This is a genomic window from Mucilaginibacter sp. SMC90 (assembly GCF_022811725.1).
GTDB lineage: Bacteria > Bacteroidota > Bacteroidia > Sphingobacteriales > Sphingobacteriaceae > Mucilaginibacter.
On sequence record NZ_CP094527.1, the window covers coordinates 6,750,259 to 6,774,526 of the forward strand.

19 protein-coding genes are annotated in these 24,268 nt (G+C 43.7%); 2 read left to right on the forward strand and 17 right to left on the reverse strand.

The window, feature by feature from the left end:
* Positions 1-80 precede the first annotated feature (80 nt).
* Positions 81-917 carry a sulfite exporter TauE/SafE family protein gene (locus MTO98_RS28040; protein ID WP_243482277.1) on the reverse strand — a complete coding sequence of 279 codons (837 nt, stop codon included), beginning with the start codon at positions 915-917 and terminating at the stop codon, positions 81-83.
* 167 nt (positions 918-1,084) lie between these two features.
* Between MTO98_RS28040 and MTO98_RS28045 the strand changes: the two genes are divergently transcribed.
* Both MTO98_RS28045 and dapA read left to right on the forward strand, forming a co-directional pair.
* The gene (locus MTO98_RS28045) at positions 1,085-2,923 is read left to right on the forward strand and encodes a UbiD family decarboxylase (protein ID WP_243482278.1); all 1,839 of its coding nucleotides are present in this window, start codon (positions 1,085-1,087) and stop codon (positions 2,921-2,923) included.
* Between the two features lie 232 nt (positions 2,924-3,155).
* Positions 3,156-4,052: a 4-hydroxy-tetrahydrodipicolinate synthase gene (dapA, locus tag MTO98_RS28050; RefSeq protein WP_243482279.1), complete on the forward strand. Its 897-nt coding sequence runs from the start codon at positions 3,156-3,158 to the stop codon at positions 4,050-4,052.
* Positions 4,053-4,286: 234 nt separating this feature from the next.
* Here dapA and MTO98_RS28055 read toward each other — a convergent pair whose 3' ends face one another.
* The 16 genes from MTO98_RS28055 to MTO98_RS28130 form a co-directional block, all read right to left on the reverse strand.
* Entirely contained in the window at positions 4,287-4,466 is a 180-nt protein-coding gene (locus MTO98_RS28055) for a histone H1 (protein WP_090529881.1), read from the reverse strand.
* Between the two features lie 315 nt (positions 4,467-4,781).
* Complete coding sequence (locus tag MTO98_RS28060; RefSeq protein ID WP_243482280.1) at positions 4,782-6,218, reverse strand: glycoside hydrolase family 125 protein; 1,437 nt, start codon at positions 6,216-6,218, stop codon at positions 4,782-4,784.
* 256 nt (positions 6,219-6,474) lie between these two features.
* Positions 6,475-7,719 (reverse strand): aminotransferase class I/II-fold pyridoxal phosphate-dependent enzyme, encoded by a 1,245-nt coding sequence (locus MTO98_RS28065; protein ID WP_243482281.1) that lies wholly within the window; start codon positions 7,717-7,719, stop codon positions 6,475-6,477.
* A 444-nt stretch (positions 7,720-8,163) separates the two neighbouring features.
* On the reverse strand, positions 8,164-9,765 hold the full coding sequence (gene ftsZ, locus MTO98_RS28070; RefSeq protein ID WP_243482282.1) for a cell division protein FtsZ: 1,602 nt from the start codon (positions 9,763-9,765) through the stop codon (positions 8,164-8,166).
* A 129-nt stretch (positions 9,766-9,894) separates the two neighbouring features.
* Positions 9,895-11,235 carry a cell division protein FtsA gene (gene ftsA / locus MTO98_RS28075; RefSeq protein WP_243482283.1) on the reverse strand — a complete coding sequence of 447 codons (1,341 nt, stop codon included), beginning with the start codon at positions 11,233-11,235 and terminating at the stop codon, positions 9,895-9,897.
* A 1-nt stretch (position 11,236) separates the two neighbouring features.
* Positions 11,237-12,100, reverse strand: coding sequence for a cell division protein FtsQ/DivIB (locus tag MTO98_RS28080; protein ID WP_243482284.1), 864 nt, complete (start codon positions 12,098-12,100; stop codon positions 11,237-11,239).
* Positions 12,093-13,451, reverse strand: a complete 1,359-nt coding sequence (murC, locus tag MTO98_RS28085; RefSeq protein ID WP_243482285.1) for a UDP-N-acetylmuramate--L-alanine ligase — start codon at positions 13,449-13,451, stop codon at positions 12,093-12,095. The genes MTO98_RS28080 and murC overlap by 8 nt, the downstream gene beginning before the upstream one ends.
* Before the next feature lie 54 nt (positions 13,452-13,505).
* Positions 13,506-14,609: an undecaprenyldiphospho-muramoylpentapeptide beta-N-acetylglucosaminyltransferase gene (gene murG / locus MTO98_RS28090; RefSeq protein ID WP_243482286.1), complete on the reverse strand. Its 1,104-nt coding sequence runs from the start codon at positions 14,607-14,609 to the stop codon at positions 13,506-13,508.
* A gap of 78 nt (positions 14,610-14,687) precedes the next feature.
* Positions 14,688-15,872: an FtsW/RodA/SpoVE family cell cycle protein gene (locus tag MTO98_RS28095; RefSeq protein WP_243482287.1), complete on the reverse strand. Its 1,185-nt coding sequence runs from the start codon at positions 15,870-15,872 to the stop codon at positions 14,688-14,690.
* A gap of 94 nt (positions 15,873-15,966) precedes the next feature.
* Positions 15,967-17,364: a UDP-N-acetylmuramoyl-L-alanine--D-glutamate ligase gene (gene murD, locus MTO98_RS28100; RefSeq protein ID WP_243482288.1), complete on the reverse strand. Its 1,398-nt coding sequence runs from the start codon at positions 17,362-17,364 to the stop codon at positions 15,967-15,969.
* Between the two features lie 126 nt (positions 17,365-17,490).
* A complete protein-coding gene (gene mraY, locus MTO98_RS28105) occupies positions 17,491-18,732 on the reverse strand; it encodes a phospho-N-acetylmuramoyl-pentapeptide-transferase (protein WP_243482289.1) in 1,242 nt (413 codons plus the stop codon).
* A gap of 30 nt (positions 18,733-18,762) precedes the next feature.
* Positions 18,763-20,223: a UDP-N-acetylmuramoyl-L-alanyl-D-glutamate--2,6-diaminopimelate ligase gene (locus tag MTO98_RS28110; protein WP_243482290.1), complete on the reverse strand. Its 1,461-nt coding sequence runs from the start codon at positions 20,221-20,223 to the stop codon at positions 18,763-18,765.
* Positions 20,220-22,319 carry a penicillin-binding protein gene (locus MTO98_RS28115; protein WP_243482291.1) on the reverse strand — a complete coding sequence of 700 codons (2,100 nt, stop codon included), beginning with the start codon at positions 22,317-22,319 and terminating at the stop codon, positions 20,220-20,222. The genes MTO98_RS28110 and MTO98_RS28115 overlap by 4 nt, the downstream gene beginning before the upstream one ends.
* A complete protein-coding gene (locus MTO98_RS28120) occupies positions 22,309-22,719 on the reverse strand; it encodes an FtsL-like putative cell division protein (RefSeq protein ID WP_243482292.1) in 411 nt (136 codons plus the stop codon). Before MTO98_RS28120 ends, MTO98_RS28115 begins: the two co-directional genes overlap by 11 nt.
* Positions 22,716-23,618 carry a 16S rRNA (cytosine(1402)-N(4))-methyltransferase RsmH gene (gene rsmH / locus MTO98_RS28125; protein ID WP_243482293.1) on the reverse strand — a complete coding sequence of 301 codons (903 nt, stop codon included), beginning with the start codon at positions 23,616-23,618 and terminating at the stop codon, positions 22,716-22,718. The genes MTO98_RS28120 and rsmH overlap by 4 nt, the downstream gene beginning before the upstream one ends.
* The gene (locus MTO98_RS28130) at positions 23,615-24,076 is read right to left on the reverse strand and encodes a division/cell wall cluster transcriptional repressor MraZ (protein WP_090529909.1); all 462 of its coding nucleotides are present in this window, start codon (positions 24,074-24,076) and stop codon (positions 23,615-23,617) included. Before MTO98_RS28130 ends, rsmH begins: the two co-directional genes overlap by 4 nt.
* Positions 24,077-24,268: the final 192 nt, after the last annotated feature.

Sequence of the window (24,268 nt, forward strand, 5' to 3'; positions counted from 1 at the left end):
ATCGAACAGCCATTTCGTTAACGTCATACATCATACAAAATGACTTAATGACGCAATGACCTAATGACCAACTATAATGACTATATATTACCGGTAATTCCTTTATATATCATTTGCGAGGCCAAAAACGTAACCACTACGGCAAAAACCACACGCAGCCATCCCGAGGATGAGGTATGTACCAATATTTTTGATCCGCTTAAAGCACCTAACAATACACCAATAGCAACCGGCATACACAAACCGGGATCAATATACCCGCGTTGCAGATAAACCACTGCGCTGGCAGCTGCGGTAACCCCTATCATGAAATTACTTGTAGTGGTGGAAACCTTAAAAGGGATGCGCATAATGCCATCCATGGCCAAAACCTTTAGCGCCCCCGATCCTATGCCCAGTAAACCCGATATTACGCCGGCAAAAAGCATCATAAAAAAACCTCCGCCCACATTCCTTACCGAGTATGCAACGTCGCCGGCTGGGGTCGGAAAGCTGCCATTGAGCTTCAGTTTTTCGGCCAGCACACTTTTTTGCTGATGGATATGTTCAGCTTTTTTTCGTAACGACATTACCGCCGAAAGGATCAGTATAACACCGAATAACACCGCTATAAAATTTGTGGGAATGTAAACCGCTATCAGCGCGCCCACCATGGCACCGGCCGTGGTTGCTATCTCCAGAAACATGCCCAGCCTGATATTGGTTATCCCCTCTTTAACATAAGCGGCAGCCGAACCCGATGAAGTGGCAATAACAGAGATCAGCGATGCTCCAATGGCATACTGAATATCAACTCCAAGTAAAATTGTTAACAACGGAATAATGACAACTCCTCCGCCCAAACCCGTTAATGAACCCAATAAACCCGCCAAATACGACCCAACAAGTATAATAAGCGTAAGTATAGTAACCGACATACGGGGAATTAATATTGATGCGAAAGTACGTATTTTATCATTAGATCATTGAGGCATTAAGTCATTGCTTATGTTAATTGGCGATTACTATTTGTTATACTTATTTAGTAATCTGCTAATGATAATGAAATTAATGCCGCAATAAAAAAAACGCTAATTTCGCCCTTATGGGTTACTCAAGTTTACAAGCCTGCATTACCGATCTTGAAAAAAATGGCCATCTTGTTCGTATCAAAGAACAAGTTGATCCGCACCTGCAAATGGCGGCCATACATTTACGGGTATTTGAAAACGAAGGTCCTGCTATATTATTCGAAAATGTAAAAGGCAGTAAATTTCCGGCAGTATCAAACCTGTTTGGCACACTAAACAGGTCGAAATTTATTTTCAGAGACACGCTCGAAAAGATCAAGGTTTTGGTTGATATTAAAAACGACCCTATAAAGGCCATAAAAAATCCTTTTAAATATGCAGGTGTCGGCTTAACCGCCCTTTCGGCATTGCCTATGAAAAGCGGTGCCGCTGCTCCGGTTAAATTTGGCAAATGCAACATCAGCGATATTCCACAAATTGTAAACTGGCCTATGGATGGCGGCCCTTTTATCACCATGCCGCAGGTTTATACTGAAGACATTGATCAGCCGGGCATCATGAACGCCAACCTGGGCATGTACCGCATACAGCTGGCCGGTAATGATTATATACAAAACCAGGAAATAGGTTTACATTACCAGATCCACCGGGGTATTGGTGTGCACCAAACCAAAGCTAACGCCAAAGGGCAGCCGTTAAAAGTAAGCATCTTTGTAGGTGGTCCACCGGCGCATCCTGTGGCTGCAGTAATGCCCCTGCCCGAAGGTTTATCTGAAATGACCTTTGCAGGTGCATTGGGCAATCGCCGCTTTCGCTATTTTTATGACGCCGAAGGTTTCTGCATTTCGGCTGATGCTGATTTTGTGATCACCGGCACCGTTATGCCGCATGAAAATAAGCCCGAGGGCCCTTTTGGCGACCATTTGGGTTACTATAGCCTGGTGCATCCCTTTCCATTGATGAAGGTACATAATGTTTACCACCGCAAGGATGCCGTATGGTCATTTACCGTGGTTGGTCGCCCGCCGCAAGAGGATACCAGTTTTGGGGCGCTGATCCACGAAATTACCGGGTCGGCCATTCCTAAAGAAATTCCTGGCCTGCATGCCGTTAATGCGGTTGACGCTGCGGGTGTACACCCACTCCTTTTTGCTATTGGCAGCGAGCGCTACACCCCTTATCTTAAAGAACGTAAGCCACAAGAGATAGTTACCATCGCCAATCATATATTGGGTAAAGGCCAGTTAAGCCTTGCCAAATACCTGTTCATTGCAGCACGGGAGGATGATCCTAAACTTAATGTAAATGATATCGGCGGGTTCCTGAAACATATCCTGCAAAGGATTGACCTCACCCGCGACCTTCATTTTCACACCAACACCACCATTGATACACTCGATTATAGTGGCGAAGGCCTAAACTCGGGCAGTAAAGTAGCCATCACGGTTGCCGGTGAGATCAAACGCGAACTTTGGACAGAACTGCCGGACTGGTTTAACCTCCCCCGCCCTATCACAGGCTATAAAATGGCTATGCCCGGCGTATTAATGGTTGAAATACCCAAACATGTAAATCATAAGGATATCGATAACATCATCAGCATTATCGAATATCATTTGCAGGACGAAGACCTAAATGGTTTGCCGCTGGTAGTACTCTGCGACGATGCCGGTTTCGCCGCACAAACTATCAATAATTTTGTATGGGTAACTTTTACCCGCAGTAATCCTTCGCACGATATTTATGGCGTGGGCAGCTTTACCGAGCATAAACACTGGGGTTGTAAAGGTCCGCTGATCATTGACGCCCGGATAAAACCACATCACGCGCCAGTGCTTGAACGGGTACCGGAGGTTGAAAAAACGGTGGATAAGCTGGGGGAAAAGGGAGGATCGTTGTTTGGGGTGATTTGATAATATCTCCACCGTGTCATTGCGAGACACGAAGCAATCCCAAACTAAACAGAGCGGACCTGCTCATCGGGGATTGCTTCGTGCCTCGCAATGACGGATGAGTTAAAATGCAATTTTCCACCCAAAATCTAACTTTAAACTCAACCAAGGCACTTTTTCAAAAAATAAACCTCTAACAAACCGCTAATCTCCAATCACTAATCACTATATTAGCATCCTTTTAATTTTACTCATGAATATATTTTACGGAACAGGGGTAGCTATGGTAACCCCTTTTCATGCGGATGGTCAAATTGACTACGACGGGTTGAAAAACCTGATTGAACATTTGATTGATGGCGGGGTGGAATACCTGGTATCGTTAGGTACAACCGGCGAAAGCGCCACATTGAGCGAGGCTGAACGAAAGCAAGTTTGGGCCTTCACTGCCGAAGTGGTAAATAAGCGCGTTGGCCTGGTAGCCGGTATAGGCGGCAATAATACTCATGAAGTTGTTGAGCAAATAAAATCGTTTAATATTGATGGTTATGATGCTATACTTTCAGCGAGTCCGCATTATAACAAACCTACCCAGGAGGGCATTTATCAGCATTATAAGGCAATAGCGCAAAACAGCAAGTTACCAATAATTCTATATAACGTACCAAGCCGCACAGGCAGTACAGTTAGTGCAGAAACAACCGTGCGCCTGGCAAAAGAGTTTAAAAACATCATCGGCATTAAAGAAGCATCAGGTAATTTCGATCTGTTTAATCAATTGATGCGTGATAAACCTGAAGACTTTTTATTTATATCGGGCGATGATCCGGTTACTTTACCAATGATGGCTTTGGGCGGCGTTGGTGCAATATCGGTTATCGGTAATGCTCTGCCCCGCCAGTTATCTGATATGGTAAGGCTATTACTCAACGGCGATTACAAAGCAGCACACGCGGCACATTTTGATCTGATTGAGTTTACCCGTTTGATGTTTACTGAAGGCAGCCCTGCGGGTGTTAAAACCGCATTAAAGCAATTGGGCATCTGCGGCGATACAGTAAGATTACCACTGGTACAGGTAAGCGAAAAAACAGCCGATGCAATTGCTGGCGAGCTTAAAAAACTGGCTCCGGTAGCAGTAAAAGCGTAAAAAGATAAAAAGGCAGAAGAGTATTCATTGCTTCGTTTCAACCCATGTCAAACTCAAAACTTTTGTCATGGGTAGGAACGAAGCATCTTCTCCGCTCTGTATAGCCACTCTGCTTATCGAAGAAGATTCTTCGCTATCGCTCAGAATGACAAAATCTTTTCAAGATTAACATAAAATAAAAAACCCGGTCCATGGACCGGGTTTTTTATTGGAATAAGATGATAAAAAATCTTACTAAGCTTCTTTATTCTTAGCTTCCTGAACTTCAAGGCGAATTGCCTGTGCCAGGTTTTTTAGATCCTGCATGCCTTTACGTACACGTGTACCGGCAGCGCTGTTTCCTTTGTTGTAGAATTTGTCGGCATCAGCCTCTAAAGCAGCTACAAGCTCTTTTACTTCAGTAAATTTTTTCATTTAATTACTCCTTTTAAATTTTGAGGTTTATTGTTTTAATTAAAGCTAAGCTAAAATGTTTTTTGTTAATTAAAAACTTTTGAAGCCAAAAAATACGGCCTTAACAGTGGTTTTTTTCCACATTTTTAGGGATTTCCATTTATTAGGCCCTGCTTATTTTTTATTAAAAAGTTTAAATCAAACTTATATTTCAAAATAAGTTTGATTAATAATTAAAATACAAATTATAACAAAGTATAAATAATATCTATAGCTATTTATACAACTATAAGACAGTATTTAAAATACTTTAAAGTATTAATATATTTAGCAGGTTTAAAAAGTCTGCTGTAATATATCGGGATAATGTTCGTGTACTTTTAGTATCAATTCGCCAAATAAAGTGTTAGCCCAGGCAAACCATTTACGGGTAAAGTCCTTAGCATCGTCTTTATTGAATGATTCGTGCATGAAACCAGTGCCCGCGTGTGTGCTCTTCAGCCATTTGATACACTGTACAATCTCTGCTTTATCAGTTGAAGTGATGCCACGCATAATGATTGCCATTGGCCAGATATACCCAATACCAACGTGCGGACCGCCAATACCTTCGGCAGCGGTACCTTTAAAGTAGTAAGGGTTGCTATCACTTAAAACAAACTTACGGGTGCTCTGATACAACGGATCGTCAACTTTTACCGAATCAAGATATGGCAAGGCCAACAAGCTTGGTACGTTTGAATCGTCCATGAACAGTTGGTTGCCATAGCCATCAACTTCAAACGGAATCACCTGGCCAAATTGTGGATGACTGCCAACTGCATATTGCTTAAGTGCTGCCTGTACTTCTGTTGCCAAAGCCTTGCAGGCATCGGCAGTAGCATTATCATGACCAATAGTGCTGTACATCTCGGCCATCTGGTTTAAGCTTGCTACCGCGAAGTAATTCGACGGGATCAGGAAAGGGTAAATAGTAGCATCATCAGACGGACGGAAGATAGAGCAGATCAAACCAACTGGTTTAATTGGGTTGCCATACCCCCTGTTAGGTGCGGTATCGCTTTGTGTTTCGGTTTTACGCTGAAAAAAGTACGGGCCCTTACCATCCTTACGTTGCTGCTCCTTAAATGTAGCCAGGATGATCTTACCGGCTTTTTGCCAGTTTTCATCGAAGAAACTGCTATCGCCGCTGATTTTCCAATAGTTGTAGGCCAGCCTTACAGGATAGCAAAGTGAATCGATTTCCCATTTACGCTCATGTAGCTCGGGTTTCATGGTGGTGCGGTCGCTATCCCATTCGCTGCCGGTTGGGCCTTCGTTAAAGGCATTGGCATAAGGGTCAATGATAACGCATTTAGCCTGACGGCTCAGCACACCCTGGATCAGTTTTTTAAGCGCCGGATCATTTTTAATGAGCGGCAGGTACGGCCAAACCTGTGCCGATGAATCGCGCATCCACATAGCGTTAATATCGCCGGTAATTACGAACGTATCGGGCTTGCCATCTTTTTCAGAATAGTTTACCGTGGTATCTAAAGTGTTTGGATAGCAGTTTTCAAAAAGCCAGGCAACTTCAGGATCTTTAATATCGGCCTTAACCTTTTTAATGATAGCTTCAACAGCCTTGCTGGTAAATTTACGGTCGGCCAGTTTCGGGCGCTGGCTTTCGAAGGCAGGAGCCACAGCCGAAGCAAATACCGGGGTTACACCTAAACCGATACCGGCAGCTGCAACGCTGTTAATTTTTATAAAATGTCGTCTGGTTAATTTCATGGTTTTGATATGGTAGGCGTAAAAATAGAAAAGGGTTTTAGTTAAACAAAAAAGCTTGCTAAAATAATTTAGAAAACGTTTTATCAGGGTTTTTAAATGTAGAGACGCATAATTGCGTCTCCCACAGGACAAGCCAATCTGCAACCGTAAATTGCACGCGAGAGACGCAATTATGCGTCTCTACAACAAAATTACAGGCACAAAAAAAGCCCCGGATCATCTCCGGAGCTGTCTATATTATTTACCAGATCTGCTATTAAGCTATCTCCAGTTTATTTTCTTTGTAATAACCGGCTTTCAACTTTTCGCCGATAGCACTGTAAGCGTCGAGCGTACGTTGTACATCTTCTAAGCTATGCGATGCTGTTGGGATTAACCTTAGTACGATCAATCCTTTAGGGATTACAGGGTAAACCACTATTGAACAGAAAACACCATAGTTTTCACGAAGGTCGCGGGTTAATGCTGTGGCTTCAAAAAGATCACCTTTTAAAAATACCGGAGTAACCATGGTGTTTGAAGCGCCCAGGTCAAAGCCGCGTTCTTTTAAACCAGCTTGTAAAGTATTGGCGATCAACCATAATTTCTCGCGAAGTTCAGGCTGGGTCTTCAACATTTCGAAACGCTTTTTCAAACCTAATACCATTGGCATTGGTAAAGCCTTGGCAAAGGTTTGCGAACGCATATTATAGCGCAGGTAATGAATGATATCCTGATCAGCAGCTACAAAAGCACCTATGCCAGCCATTGATTTGGCGAAGGTTGCAAAGTATACATCCACCTCATCCATACAATCCTGCTCTTCGTGCGTGCCGGCCCCGGTTTTACCCATGGTACCAAAACCGTGCGCGTCATCAACCAGTAAACGGAAGTTATATTTCTTTTTAAGTTCAGCAACCTGTTTAAGCTTGCCCTGTGCGCCCGACATACCGAAAACACCTTCTGTGATCAGCAATATACCGCCGCCTGTTTGTTCGGTTAAACGGGTTGCGCGCTCCAGTTGCTTTTCACAGCTTTCGATATCGTTGTGCTGGTAAACAAAGCGTTTACCCATATGTAAACGTACACCGTCTATAATACAAGCATGTGATTCAGCATCGTAAACAATAACATCGTTCCTATCTACCAAAGCATCAATGATAGACACCATACCCTGGTAACCGTAATTAAGCAAAAAGGCCGATTGTTTGCCGACAAATTTTGCCAGGCCATCTTCCAGTTCTTCGTGATGAATTGAGTTTCCCGACATCATCCTTGCGCCCATAGGGTAAGCCATACCGTAGTCGGCAGCGGCTTGTGCATCGGCCTGTCTTACTTCGGGATGGTTAGCCAAACCCAGGTAATTGTTGAGGCTCCAAACCAAATGCTCTTTTCCCTTAAACTGCATATGGGGACCGATCTCGCCTTCCAGCTTAGGAAAAGAAAAATAACCATGCGACCACTTCTGGTGCTGACCTATCGGCCCACCCAAGCTTTTTGTTATTTTATCAAATAAATCCAAAATGAATTGTTTTTATAAAGTTAAATGCAAATATAGCCGTTAAAACACCTTTAAACAATAGCTATAACTTTTTAGAATAGGTTATAACCTCTGGGAAAGACTCAAGAATTCAAGAGTCAAGACAGTAGGATCCAAGAATCATGAAAGAAGGGACCAACTGCCTAACCAAAACACGATTGTCATTTCGATACGAGGAACGAGTGAGAAATCCTATACATCCTGCTAACCCAATATGCTTATCAAACTTGTGTGGCGTACAAGATTTCTCTTTCGCCCCAATGCTCTCTGTCCCGCCCTGCTCTATCGAAATGACATCTTTTTTAACAAGAGTAACATAAAAAAGGGAGATCAACTTTCAGATTTAATTCTTTTGTTGATCTCCCATTCATTATTGTGGTTTTTCTATTTTCTTGTCTCTTGAATCTTCGCGTCTTGCTTCTCTACTTAATCAGCGTTTCCGTGCAGGTACGAATTATTGTTCCTGATTTCTACGTTACCTTCGCTATCCTGCATCAGGGAAAAACGCGAGATCTGGCTTTCGTCAGATGCCGGGGTATCCTGCAATGCTATTTCTTTGCGTTTATAAGCCGGTACATTCTCCAGTTCCTGGATATTACCGGTACGCAGTTTCATGCTCAGGTCTTTCAGCCTCATGATGCGCTCACGCGATTTTTTCAATTGCTCTTCAATAGATTCGTTGGTTTTGTTGTCATCAGCACCAACAACAGGAGTTGGTTCCGGCTCTGGTTCAGGCATGCGTGGTTGTTCCTTTACAGGCGGCTCATAACTAACAGGCTCGCTCATTTTAAAGGTAAAGCCAGCAGTATCCGGTTCATTGTCAGCTTCAGGCTCTTCCTCATGCATCAAACTGTGCCTTACCACAGCAGGCTCTTCCTGCCTGCTACCCGCAAACATATCAAATAAACCAGCCTGCTTTGCATCCTCTTTAGGGGCTTTAGCATAAGGCTCGGCAGGAGCATCAACCTTAACAGGTTTAATAAACTCATTAACCGGCCGGGCTTGCTGAGGCTCTTCAGGTACCAGCATAGAAACAATCTTCTTGTTGCTGTGCTCCTTTTCGCGCTCATCCTTAGTTTGGAAACCGGTAGCAATAATAGTTACCGATAATTGCTCGCCCAGGTTTTCGTCAATACAGTTACCCCAGATCAGGTCGGCAGCTAAACCGGCTTCTTCCTGTATGTAATCAGTAATTACGCTGATCTCATCCATGGTAACCTCTTTAAGGCCCGAGCTGATATTCAGCAATATATACCTTGCACCTTCAATTTCGTTATCCTTTAACAATGGCGATGCCAGTGCACCTTCCACAGCTTTTAAGGCACGATTTTCACCATCAGCAGTAAAACTGCCCATGATAGATACACCGCTATCCTTCATCACCGTGCGCACATCCTTAAAATCGACGTTTATATAACCCGGCAGGGTAATGATCTCCGCGATACCTTTAGCAGCGGTGGTCAATATATTATCAGCCTGTGCAAATGCCGAACTCATGGTAAGGTTACCAAAGATCTGGCGAAGCCTGTCGTTTGAGATCACCAGGAATGAATCCACGTATTTACGTAGTTCCTCTAAACCGGCATCAGCCTGCATTTTACGGCGTTTGCCCTCAAAAGAGAAAGGCGTGGTTATGATACCTACCGTTAATATATCCATTTCGCGCGCGGCCTTGGCAATGATAGGGCTTGCGCCTGTACCCGTGCCACCGCCCATACCTGCCGTAATGAACAGCATTTTGGTATTAACGCCCAACATCTGTTTAATATCGTCGATATTTTCAATAGCCGAATTTTTGCCTACTTCGGGTATCGAGCCTGCACCCATGCCCTCAGTTAAACTGGCACCCAACTGCACCTTGTTAGGTATAGGGCTCAGCTCCAATGCCTGGGCATCAGTGTTGCAGATTATAAAATCAACACCGGTAATTCCTTGCCTGTACATATGGTTTACCGCGTTACCACCACCACCGCCAACACCAATTACCTTGATGATAGACGACTTTTCTTTTAACATTTCAAAATGCATAATCTTCGTTTTCAGCTATATGTAAATCAACCAACATTAGATTTTACCATTGTAATAATAATACTTTTTCAACAAGGTTTATCCACAATTGTGAGCAATGTGAATAAGTTTAGCCCTTGTGAATAATTATTATTTCAGAAAGTCCTCATCCTTAATGTCATCCTTAATAAATGTGATGCTTTTTTTCAGCAGCCTGTCTAACAGGCCCCCTTCTTTACTTTTAGCATCGTATTTTGGTTTAACTTTTACTTCGGCAGGGATTGCTTCATTCATGTATTCCATTTTCTGGATACCTTTAATTAGCAAACCAATACCTGTGGCAAAAGTTGGGCTTTGTAATTCTTCGTATGTTCCTTTTGGCAATACTTCGTTTTTAGCCAAATGCTCGGTAGGGTAACCCACACGGCAATCCAAACCGGTAACAAATTCAACCAGCTGACGTAAGTGTTTCAGCTGCGCGCCACCGCCAGTTATTACAATACCTGCTATCAGCTTTTTCTCGTAGCCTGATGATTTGATCTCGTAGTAAACATGCTCTACGATCTCTTCCATACGGGCCTGGATCACATAAGCCAGGTTTTTTACCGAAATTTCCTTTGGCTCACGGCCACGTAAACCCGGCACACACACAATCTCATTTTCCTTGTTCTCGTCGGCCAGGGCTGATCCAAACCTTACTTTCAGTTGCTCGGCTATGTTGCGCATTACCGAACAGCCTTCGCGGATATCCTCGGTTACGCTGTTACCACCGAAAGGGATAACCGCTGTATGGCGAATGATACCTTCATGAAAGATAGCTACGTCGGTAGTACCACCACCGATATCAACCAAAACCACACCGGCTTCTTTTTCTTCTTCGCTCAAAACAGACTCTGAAGATGCCAGCGGTTCAAGGATCAGTTCCTGGCTTTCCAGGCTGGCCTTGTTAACACATTTTACAATGTTTTTGATAGCGGTTACCTGGCCAGATATAATATGGAAATTGGCTTCAAGCCTAACACCAGCCATACCAATAGGATCCTTGATGCCCGGCTCGTTATCCACAGTAAACTCCTGTGGCAATACGTGGATGATCTCCTCGCCCGGAGGCATCACCAGGTTGTACATATCCTCTATCAGTTTATCAATATCCTTACGGCCGATCTCTGATTGCAGATCGCGGCGGGTTATCAGCCCACGGTGCTGTAAACTTTTAATATGCTGACCTGCAATACCCACGTTCACTACCCTGATCTCCACATTTGATTGCGAGCCTGCCACATCCACCGCCTGGTGAATGCCCTGTACCGTTTTATCTATATTTGAAACCACACCGCGTGTAACGCCGGCAGATTCGGCCTTGCCAATTCCTAAAACCTCAATCTTCCCGTTCTTGCTCCTGCGCCCAACAATGGCACATATCTTGGTAGTCCCTATATCCAATCCTACTACAATTGGCGAACTTTTTTCCTGAGTCGAGCTTTTGTCCATATTACAATTTAATTTGAGATGAATCCCTTTTCGTTTTAAGCGAATCCAGCTTGGCAGCCTTAGCCGCTTTTACCGAATCAGCTTTTATATTTTCGTTTTTTATACCAATAACCTGGTTGGTATATTTTACATTGATCACTTTATAGGTATCCCAGCCTACCTTCGGCAACACCTGCTTGTAAAAGGCCTGCAGATTGTTCAGCTTCACATTAAGCGAATCGGCATTACCTATCAATATCCTTTGGTTTCCCACCCTGGGAATCAGTTCAATCTCGCGCTCGTTATTCACATACATCTGTGCTATCTGCGCATCCCAAAGCGAATCCTTACGGATATAATCGGCCGTTTTAAACAAATCCTTAGCCAAACGTGTATGTAACGAGTCAACGCGATTGGTAAATAACTCGTCAATAAAACCATTGGCAACCAATACCCTTGCGGTAAAGTTTGGCGACAGCGGAATTTTTAAGCCATGCTGATCTACGTAAAAATCCATATCATAATGGTTCATGATGCGCAGTATCGGCTGGCGCTGGCTCACTTCAACCCTTAATACCCCATCCATTTCGGTATAAACTTTGGCAAACTCAATAAAAGGGTTAGCCTTAAGCTTATCCTCCAACTCCTGGATATTAATATTTTCGATAGGCCTGCCTACCAATGAGTGACTGGTAACTTCGATAATGTGATCAACCTCCTGCTTGTCAATAAAATATTGACCTCCCGGGATGCTTACATTTACCGCTGTACACTTTACCCCCGCTTTTTTTGTTTCAATAAAACTCATGAGCACCACAAGGCCACCCAGGCATATTACCCAGGCACAACCTATCAGCAGGCGCTTCCAAATGAGTTTTTTATTCATTGCTCAATACTTGTTTTAATGGTTGCACAAGTGTATCAATATCACCGGCACCTACCGTTAATAATAGTTCGGGCTTTTCGGCAGCTACTGCAGCCACCGCGGCCTCTTTACTCAAAATCCTTTTATTTTGAAGTTGCATGCGGTTAAGCAACATCTGCGAGTTAACACCTTCAATAGGCAGTTCGCGCGCCGGGTAAATTTCCAGCAATATCAGTTCATCAACCATGTCCAGCACTTCGGCAAAGCCATCTGCAAAGTCGCGGGTGCGGGTAAATAAATGCGGCTGAAAAATAGCCGTTAACTTTTTAGCCGGGTATAGCCTTTTAATTGATGAAATACAAGCCCTCAGTTCTTCAGGGTGATGTGCATAGTCATCAATATAAATATGCTCAGGTGTTTTAACAATGTATTCAAACCTGCGTTTAACCCCTTTAAATGACGCCAGTGCTTCCTTGATATCAGCCGGGGCTATATCCAGTTTCAATACTGCTTCAATGGCGGCTACAGCATTTTCAACGTTGTGGGTGCCTGCTATGCCCATTTTTATATCAGTAATATTTACAGCAGCGCTGTTATAATCAAAGTAAAAATCTCCTTCTATGATGCGAACGTTAGATGCGTGCGCATCGGCTGTTTCGTCTTCAAAGGCGTAAGTATAACCACCATCTAAAGGCAAACCATTTTTATGCACCAGTGTACCGCCGGGTTTTATCTGCGAAGCAAATAACCTGAACGACTCGGTCAGGTGAGCATGATCACCGTAGATATCCAGGTGATCGGCATCCATCGAAGTGATGATAGCCACATCCGGATACAGCGTCAGAAATGAGCGGTCATATTCATCGGCCTCAACCACCATTACATTGTTTTTGCCGTAAAGTACGTTGGTTTGGTAGTTTGACGAAATACCGCCCAAAAATGCCGAGCAATCATTACCCGATGCTTTAAGTAAATGTGCCACCATGGTTGAGGTGGTGGTTTTACCGTGCGTACCGGCCACAGCAATGGTAAAAGAGCTTTTGCTGATCAACCCCAAAACCTGCGAGCGTTTGAACAGCTCAAAACCGTGATTTTTAAAATAGTTAACGATGTGCGAATCTTTTGGTACTGCAGGCGTATAAATAATCAATGTATCGCTGCAGGGTTTCTGAAAACTCATGGGGATATAATCCGCGTGATCTTCAAAAACAACCTGGATCCCTTCGTTGTGCAACTGGTTTGTTAAATCAGTTGATGTTTTATCATATCCGCAAACAATGCAACCCAAATGATGGAAATAGCGTGCAAGGCCGCTCATACCGATGCCGCCTATGCCTATGAGATAAACTCTTTTAATGTCGTGCAGTTCCATTTTCAATTTGTTCTAAAAAAGGCCCTCCTCCCTTTGGAAGAGGAGGACCATCATTTAATTGTTACTTATTATTTGGATAAGTTCCTTTGCTATAACTTCATCGGCATTTGGCATAGCCATTTTACCAATGTTATTGCTCAATTTTTTTTGCAGGTCGCGGTCTTCCAATAGTTCAAGCGCCCTGTCAACCAGTTTTTCTTCGGCATCCCTGTCGGCCACAAAAACGGCAGCGTTTTCATGCACCAGCGCCAAAGCATTTTTTGTTTGATGATCTTCGGCCACATTTGGCGAAGGCACCAGGATCACCGGCTTTTTAATGGCGCACAGCTCGGCAATGGTGCCGGCCCCGGCCCTTGATATAATAATATCGGCCGCGGCATAAGCCAGGTCCATCCGGGTTAAAAACTCCCTGATCTGCAGATCGGGATGGTAATTTTCGCCCAGCTTTTCGATGATGGTTTTATAATAAAACTTGCCGGTTTGCCATATTACCTGTACATCTGCAGCCAGCAGCTTATCAATACCATTCATGATACTGTTGTTCAGGGTACGCGCACCAAGGCTGCCGCCTGTTATCAGTATCGTTTTTTTAAAGTGCGAAAGATTATACAACTCCAACGCCTGCATGTGTTTGCCGGCAATATTCACCGCATCCTTACGGATAGGGTTACCGGTTTTGATGATCTTATCGGCAGGAAAAAACTTCTCCATGCCATCAAAAGCCACACAGATCTTTTTAGCGTGTTTACCCAGCCATTTATTAGTAATACCTGCATACGAGTTTTGCTCCTGTATGAGGTATGGAATATTTTTTAACGATGCCGCATACAACAATGGGCCCGAAGCATAACCACCTACACCTACAGCAGCATCGGGCTTAAAATCTTTAATAATTTTAATGGCCCTGCGCACACTGTTGGCAAGCTTAATAGGGAACATCAGGTTTTTAACAATAGAACCACGCTGAATTCCCTGGATATCCAACCCGATGATCTTATAACCAGCCGCCGGAACTTTTTCCATTTCCATACGACCGTTAGCCCCCACAAAAAGGATCTCGGTATTAGGGTCAATATTTTTTAAAGCATTGGCAATAGAGATAGCCGGGAAGATATGTCCTCCTGTTCCGCCACCGCTTATGATTATCCTTTTTGACATGCTTTTAATATTTAACTTAAATCCTGTTCCTAACCTCTTTTATAACTAATCTCTTACCTCCAACCACTAATCACTGGCTTACGCCGTTCTGATCTCTCCTACTATAATTTTATTCGGGCCTGTATTATCTTCTTTTATAGTTTTATCTTTTTTCGGTTCTTCAATATCCTTACTTACCGATAGTATAATACCGAAGGCAATGCTGGTAAACAATATCGACGTCCCCCCCATACTTACCAGCGGTAGCGGCACACCGGTTACCGGGCCCAAACCAACAGCTACAGCCATGTTGGCAAAAGCCTGTATAGTTAAGCTGAAACTTAAGCCGCAGGCCAGCAAGGCACCAAATGCTTTTGGGGCCTTCGTTATGATCTTGATACATCGATACAGCAGGAACACATAAATCCCCACCACAATTATGCCTCCAACCAGGCCATACTCTTCAACTATGATGGCATAAATTTCATCAGAGTATGATTCGGGCAGATAATTTCTTTCGGTACTGTTGCCGGGGCCTTTTCCAAATAAACCGCCTGTGGCTATAGCAATCTTGGCATGGTCACTCTGGAAAGACTTATCGGCCTTTGCCAGCTCGGGGTGCATAAACACCTTCATACGCGATACGTATGTATGCCTCCTCGGACCAAGGAATATTACGCCCAGTAACAATATAAAACCAGCAGCACAGGTAATGGCAATTTGCCTGATACTGATACGGCCAATGATCAGCAGTAATATGCTAACCCCAAACAGCATCAAAGCTGTTGAAAGGTTGGCCAGTGCAATCAGAATAAACACCACACATACCGAACCCATGATAGGCAAAAAGGATTCTTTAACATCCTTAATATTTTCCTGCTTGCGCGATAACGTACGGGCCAGGTAAGTGATCAATGCCAGTTTAGCCAAATCCGATGTCTGGAAGCTTAATCCGGTTCCGGGGATGGCTATCCAGCGGCTCGCATTGTTAATATGGCTACCAAAAACCAGCGTATACAACAACAGCGGTATAGTAACAATCATCATCACCTTCGAGATTCCGGCATAGTAACGGTAATCGAGCTTGTGCGAAAAATACATCAGCGCAATACCACCCACTATCATGAACACGTGCTTCATGAGGATGATCTCAACCCCTTTACCTTGCTTGAACGCCAACGTACCTACCGAACTGTATACTGCCAACAAGGATATAACAGAAAGCAATATGACTATGAGCCATATCCAGCGATCTCCTTTTGTATTTTCTAATATCCTATGCATTCTGAACCTTGATTTTTAGGATTTTGGGATTAACCTGATCCTATGTTTTGTGTTACTTACTCATTTGCAATCTGCACATCTGAAATCTGCACATCTATAATTCCTTCACTGCCGCTTTAAACTGGTTGCCGCGATCTTCGTAATTCTTAAACAGATCAAAGCTGGCACAAGCCGGTGACAATAATACAGTATCACCTTTGGTTGCCAGGTGATAAGCCACCGTTGCAGCTTCCTGCGCTGATGATGTATTTACTATAATTTCAACCATATCCTCAAATGCATCATGAATACGCTTGTTATCCTTGCCTAAACACACAATTGCTTTTACCTTTTGCTTAATCAGGTCATTCAGCATACTGTAATCATTTCCCTTGTCAACACCACCCAAAATGAGTACAACATCATTGGTCATACTTTCTAAAGCGTACCAGGTTGAGTTAACGTTGGTGGCCTTTGAATCATTAATAAAGCGGATGCCCGATATATTGGCAACAAACTCCAGGCGGTGCTCAATGCTTTTAAAGTTGCCCATGCTCTCCCTCATCGTTTCGTTGCGCAGCTCCAACACCTTTGCTACAATACCCGATGCCATGGAGTTGTAAATGTTGTGTTTGCCTTGCAGGGCCAGTTCTTGAATTGACATTGTAAAATGTTCTTGTTTGGTGTTTATGACAATATTGTCGTTACTATCCAGGTATGCGCCCGGTTCAAATTTCTGCTGTATAGAAAATGGCAGCAGCTGCGCCCCAAACGTTCGTTCTTTCATTCCATTTATTGTTTCCGGATCATCGGCACAATAAATAAAATAATCAGTCGCCGTTTGGTTCTGCGTTATCCTGAATTTAGATGCCGCATAATTTTCCAGTTTATAATCGTACCTGTCCAAATGGTCGGGCGTAATATTCAGTAATACAGCTATGTCAACTTTAAATTTGAACATATCGTCGAGCATAAAGCTGCTCAGCTCCAACACGTACCAGTCAAACTTTTCGGTAGCCACCTGGTAAGCAAAGCTTTTACCTATGTTACCGGCCAACCCAACATTTAAGCCTGCATTGTGCAGGATGTGGTAGGTTAAACTGGTGGTAGTTGTTTTACCGTTTGATCCTGTGATCCCGATGATCTTTGCATCAGTATACCTCCCGGCAAACTCAATTTCAGATATTACAGGCGTTCCCTTTTCGTGCAGCTTTTTAATGATCGGGGCCTTATCCGGAATACCGGGGCTTTTGATCACTTCTGCAGCGTTCAGGATCAGTTCTTCAGTATGTTGCTTCTCTTCAAAAGGGATTTTCCAATCTTCGAGTTGCTTTTTATAGTTATCAGCAATGCCGCCAAAATCCGACACAAAAACATCAAAGCCCTGCTGTTGCGCAAGGTATGCCGCCCCAACACCGCTTTCGCCGGCACCGAGGATGACAAGGCGTACCGCCCCCCCCGCCCCCTGAAGGGGGTGCTTTTGATTTGCGTCTTTGTTATCGTTATGGTTCATTTCTATTTTCTTTTGGGATTTCACCGATTGTTTGATGATTTCACCGATTCTCTTTTCTTTCTTGTCTCTTGACGCTTGATTTCCTGACTCTCGATCTTTTGTCCTCTAATCTCCAATTACTAACCTCTAACGAAGTTTCAACGTTATCACCGTCACTATTGCCAGCAGGATACAAATGATCCAGAAGCGGGTAACGATCTTAGCCTCGTGGAAACCTTTTTTCTGATAGTGGTGGTGCAGCGGGGCCATTAAAAACACCCTTCTGCCTTCGCCAAATTTCTTTTTGGTATACTTAAACCATGATACCTGGATGATCACCGAAAAATTCTCTACCAGGAAAACACCGCATAGTAATGGCAGCATCAATTCCTTACGGATCATAATGGCAAACACCGCAATGATGCCACCTATGGCCAAACTGCCGGTATCGCCCATGAACACCTGTGCCGGATATGAGTTATACCATAAAAAGCCAACACATGCCCCCACAAATGCACCGGCGAAAATTACCAGCTCGCCCGAGTTAGGGATATACATAATATTCAGGTAATCGGCAATAACCGTGTTACCCGATACATAAGCCAGTATAGCCAGCGTAATTCCTATAATGGCCGAGGTACCCGTAGCCAGGCCATCAATACCATCGGTTATATTTGCCCCGTTAGAGATAAACGTGATAATAAGGATCACGAAAAACAGGAACACCACCAATGCATATTGCTCGTAACCTTTGCCCAAAAACTTAAGCACTTTGGCATAATCAAACTCATTGTTTTTATAAAAAGGCATGGTGGTTTTGGTCGAACGTACATCCTGGGTATAAACCGGGGCATTACGTTTCATATGAAACTCAACCGGGGCATCGTCCTTTACCGGCAACACCACTTCCTGCCGGATGATGATATTGCTGTTGAAATACATTGTCCAACCAACAATAAGCGATAAACCTACCTGGCCAATGATCTTGAACCTGCCCGCCAAACCCTCTTTATTCTTTTTAAATACTTTAATATAATCGTCCAAAAAACCAATAGCACCCAGCCAAACGGTGGTGATGATCATCAGGATCACGTATACATTTTCCAGCTTGGCAAACAGTAGCGTCGGTATCAAAATACCCAGCAAAATGATAATACCGCCCATAGTTGGCGTACCTGATTTTTGCATCTGCCCTTCTAAACCTAAATTCCTTACGGTTTCGCCCACCTGTTTAAACCGCAAATAATCTATCAGCCGCCTGCCGTAAACCGTAGTGATCAGCAATGATGTGATTACAGCCATCGCCATCCGGAAAGTGATGTATTGAAATACACCTACCCCGGGGATACTGTAATTTTTGCTTAAGTAGCTAAACAGGTAATACAACATTGCTTTTATCTTTTACTATATAGTATCTTCTTATATCAAATCTTTAAACTGATCCTCCAGCTCTTCCATATCATCGAAGTGGTTTTTCACTCCGTTTATTTCCTGATATTTTTCGTGCCCTTTACCTGCTACCAGGATAATATCACCTGGATTAGCCAGCATACAAGCTGTTTTAATAGCCTCATGCCTGTCGATGATGCTTACTGTATGCCTTTTAAATGCCGGATCGACACCTTCTTCCATTTCTTTGATGATCTGCGCCGGATCTTCGGTACGCGGATTATCAGATGTAAGGATCACTTTATCGCTCCACTCACAGGCAGTTTTAGCCATAATAGGGCGCTTGGTTTTATCCCTGTCGCCGCCGCAGCCAATTACTGTGATCACTTTTTCGTTACCCTTACGGATATCGTGAATAGTGCTCAGTACATTCTGCACAGCATCCGGCGTATGGGCATAATCAACTATACCTACTACCTTGTTAGGTGCTGTTATGTATTCAAATCTACCTTCGGCACCGGTTAGTTTGCTTAGGCTGGTGAGTACTTTCGCTTTATCCTGTTCAAGTAACATCGCGGTAGCGTAAACACCTAACAAGTTGTAAGCATTGAATGTGCCCACCATTTTAAACCATACTTCCTCACCATCAATTTGTAGCAACAAGCCACTGAATTGATTTTCGAGGATGCGGGCTTTATAGTCGGCCATGGTTTTAAGGCCATAGCTTTTTTTATGCGCCGCTGTATTTTGCAGCATTACATTACCATTTTTATCATCGCTATTGGTAAGTGCAAAAGCATCTTTAGGCAAACCATCAAAAAACTCTTTCTTGGCGTTTAAATACCTCAAAAAGGTTTTATGATAATCTAAATGATCATGTGTTAAGTTGGTAAATACGCCACCGGCAAAAACTAAACTTTCAATCCGTTTTTGTGAAATAGCGTGCGAACTCACCTCCATAAAGCAATAATCACAACCACTATCCACCATTTCGGCAAGCAAACTGTTCAGCTCAACCGGATCAGGCGTGGTATGCGTTGACGGGATCACTTTACCGTTGATCTGATTTTCAACAGTTGAAAGCAAGCCGCATTTATAGCCCAGATCGCGAAACAACTGGTAAAGCAGCGTGGCGATAGTTGTTTTACCATTAGTACCTGTTACCCCAACCAGTTTCAATTTGGCCGATGGGTTATCATAAAAGTTAGCAGCTACAATGCCTAAGGCTACTGCCGAATCGGCTACCATCAGAAAATCAACCTCGCCGGTGGTGTGAGCAGGCAAATCTTCGCAAATAACTGCCACGGCACCTTTTTTAATAGCCTGGTCAATATAGTCATGCCCATCAACTACGGTTCCCTTTACAGCAACAAACATCGCCCCCGGGATTACAGCCCTCGAATCAAAAGCAATCGCCGTTATTTCCACATCGGCGCTTCCCTGCAATTCAGTGAAGGCCAGTCCATCAATTACATCGCTTAAATACCTCATTGCAGTTCTAATAAAATTCGTGATCCCTTTGGTATAGCACTTCCACCGGTAACTGATTGATTGGCAACCACACCGCTTCCGCGTACAGTTACCTTATAACCAGCATTACCCATTACGTATAACGCATCACTAAGCCCCATGCCTGTTACCGATGGCACGGTACCGTTTTTATATTTCACCTCTTCAAACGGGATACCGTTGCTTGTATCAACCGTACTGTTGGCTGATGCATACAAAGGCTTAACACCCAGTTTTGAATAAACCTTTTTAAGGGCTTTCATATTACCTTGCTTTACCTGCGGCATTACAGTATTGCCAACATAATGGCTTTGTGAACTTTGGTTAATATCCAGGTCATTGGCGTAAACCCTGTCGGCCACTTCCCTAAACACCGGGCCGGCTACCTTAGCTGCCAGGTAATCGCCCTGGGTTGGGTTATTGATCACCACGATCATCGAATACTTAGGACGATCGGCCGGGAAGTAACCACAAAACGATGCCTGGTATTTTTTATCCTTATAACCTTTGGTTCCGTTAGCCACCTGCGCTGTACCGGTTTTACCCGCCACGCTGTAAAGCTTGTTTTTAATAACGTTTTTACCAGTGCCATTCATCACAACACCTTCAAGCATCCCCCTCACTTTACCTAAAGTTGCTTCAGAACACACCTGCTCGGTAATTACCCTTGCCTGAAACTGCTCTATAGGATTGCCTAACCTCCTGATCTCACGAACCAGCAACGGGGCAATCATTTTGCCATTATTAGCTACCGAATTATAATAAGCCAGCATTTGCAGCGGCGTAATATTCATTTCATAACCATAAGCCATTTCGGGCAAGCTGTAATTTTTGTTCCAGCTGCGGTTTGATGGATTCTTGATCACCGGTTTGCCCTCACCCTGAATTTGCAGTCCGAGTTTCTCGTTTAAATGATAGCTATACAGTTTATTGATGTACTGCCATGGATTATTATGATAAAACTTATCAACCAATTTAGCTGCTGCCACGTTTGATGATTCTTCAAAAGCCCGCTTAACCGACATTTCATAGTTATCATGCTCGGTATCGGTAATAGTTGGCCCTTTAACAAATTTATACCTGCCGCCTTCAGCATTAATTATGGTACTGGTATCAATTTTATGCTGATCGAGCAGGGTCATGTATGATGCCAGTTTAAAGGTTGATCCCGGATCGATTGCGTTACTGATAGCATAGTTCATTTGCTCTCTGTAGTCACCATCCTTAGTGCGCGTGTAATTTGCAATTGCCCTGATCTCGCCGGTTGATACCTCCATCAGCACAACACAGCCATGATCGGCAGCACTTTTAACCAGTTGTTTTTTTAACGCATCCTGCGCCACATCCTGAAAGTTCACGTTAATGGTTGAAATAATATCAGCACCATCTTTAGGTGCTATTTCATCTTCATCATCAACCGGCATCCAGATACCGCCCGGAATACGCTGCATTAAACGCCTGCCGCTTTCACCATTAATATATGATGAATAAGCTCCTTCCAACCCAACCGGGTTCTTTACGTTTTCGTTTTTGTAACCGATAGTACGTGCCGCCAGCGACTGGAATGGCAGGATCCTCTTATTTTTTTGAATAACGATAAGCCCCCCTTTGTACCTACCCATGTTAAATACCGGAAACTGGCGGATCTTTTTCAGATCCTGGTACGATACCTTACGCCTGATCAGCAGATAACGTGAGCTATCCCTGCGGGCTTCACGCAATACGCGCGAATAATCCCTTGCCGACCTGTCACCAAACATACCCGATAGCTTTGCAGCCAGCAGGTCGATATTATTATTAAATGCCGTATCCGAGGCAATACCACCGGCCAGCATATCCATGTGCAACTCATACTCAGGTACCGAAGTAGCCAGCAAACTTCCGTCAACAGAAAAAATATTACCCCTTGCTGCTTCAACAGTTTGATATTGAGCAGAAAGATCGGCAGCCATCGCCTTCCATTTATCGCCCTGAACGTATTGCAGGCGACAAAGCTGAACTACAACCGCAATAGCCAAAAGCAAAACAAGCCCGAAGGCTAAATAAACCCTGGCCAGTATGTTAGTTCTAATTCCCATCTGTATCCTCCTTCACTGTTATTTTTCCCGGCGGATCAACCGACTGGCTCAAGCCCAAAGTATCGGCACGCTTAGCAACTTCAGTAAGCGTACTTTTAAATGCCATATCGGCCTTGGTCGATTTATAATCCCAGCCCAGTTCTTTAACTTCTTTGGTAAGCGCATCAATTTCACGTACCGATTTTTCGGCATAGTGCATGTTACCAATGTACACCATACCTAATAACGCCAAAAACAAAACAAAGGGCAAAGCATTTGTGGCCTTCTCGGTTGTTAGAAAGCCTTTGGTAAAAAGTTGCGTAAAAAAGTTATCAGGCAGCTCCCTTGCAGGCCGCCTTTCTTCAACAACTTCTTCTACTTCCTCTTCTTCCTGAATTTCTGTACGTAAACGATTGGTCATTTTTTTACAGCTATTCTTAATTTAGCGCTCCGTGCCCTGTTATTATTGGTTATCTCCTCTGCCGATGCCGTTATAGCCCCGCGGCTTACAGCATCAAGCGGTTTATTATCGTTGCCATAAAGGTCTTTTTCAACCTCGCCACTGAACTTGCCTTTGGCGATGAAGTTTTTTACCAGCCTGTCTTCCAGCGAGTGATATGACATCACCACCAGCCTGCCGCCAACACCTAAAACCTCTGCCGACTGCATTAAAAAATCCTTCAATGCTTCCAGCTCCTGGTTAACCTCTATCCTCAATGCCTGGAACACTTGCGCTAGGTATTTATTTTCTTTCCCTTTTGGAATGCGGTTACTGATCACATTTTTCAGATCAGCAATAGTCACTACCGGTGTATTTAACCTTGCTGTCGCAATGGTTTCAGCCAGTGATTTAGCATTCTGGATTTCTCCGTAAATGCCAAAGATCCGGTGCAGATCGGCAACCGCGTAGTTATTTACCACATCCTTAGCAGTCAGCTCGCCCAACTGGTTCATGCGCATATCCAACTCGGCATCAAACCGGATGGAAAATCCGCGGTCGGCCTCATCAAACTGGTGCGATGACACGCCCAAATCGGCCAGGATCCCATTTACAGGGATAGCCCCGTGTAAACGGCAAAAGTTTTTGAGATACCTGAAATTCTGATCTACAAAAACAAAACGTTCATCATCAATTATATTCCGTTGCGCATCGGTATCCTGGTCAAAAGCGATCAGCCTGCCCTTAGGCCCCAAATGCTTCAATATCTCCCGCGAATGCCCGCCGCCGCCAAAGGTCACATCCACATAAGTACCATCCGGATCAATATTCAGCCCATCAATACACTCCTTCAGCATTACCGGCACATGGTACTCACTCATTCCTGCTCCTTACTTTTATTACCCATTACCTTTTTTGCCAATGCGCCAAAGCTTTTCGGTTCATCGTCCATCAGCTTACGGTGCGCTTCGGCATCCCAAACCTCAATTTTATTCAACTGGCAAGCCAGCACAACATCGCCCTTTATACCTGCATACTCCAACAAAAACTTCGGCAATAAAACCCTGCCAGCGGCGTCAGGCATAAGCTCGGTAGCGCCACGGGTAAAATATCTTATAAAGGCTATATTATCCTCTTCGTATTCATTAAGTTTGCTTAGTTCTTCAAGTCGTTTATCCCATTCTTTTTTAGTGTATATGACAAGGTATTTTTCAAACCCGCGATTGATCACCAGACCTTCAGATTCCAATTCAGGAAGCTTTTTTTTAAGGCCAGCCGGTATCATCATCCTAAATTTAGGATCAAGCTTACACTCAAATTCACCGGTTAAAAACGACATTGTATGACTTGGGCAATTTTGTAACGTAAAAGTAAATACTTTTACCACTTTCTACCACTTTCTACCACTAAAAGTTTTCAACAATTTTTAGCCGGGTCTGTTTTATATTTTTTGAAGTTTTTCCCCGGTTTCACCACTAATAAAAACCACTAATAAACAAGCAGTTACAACAAGCCACAGCTATAAATTATG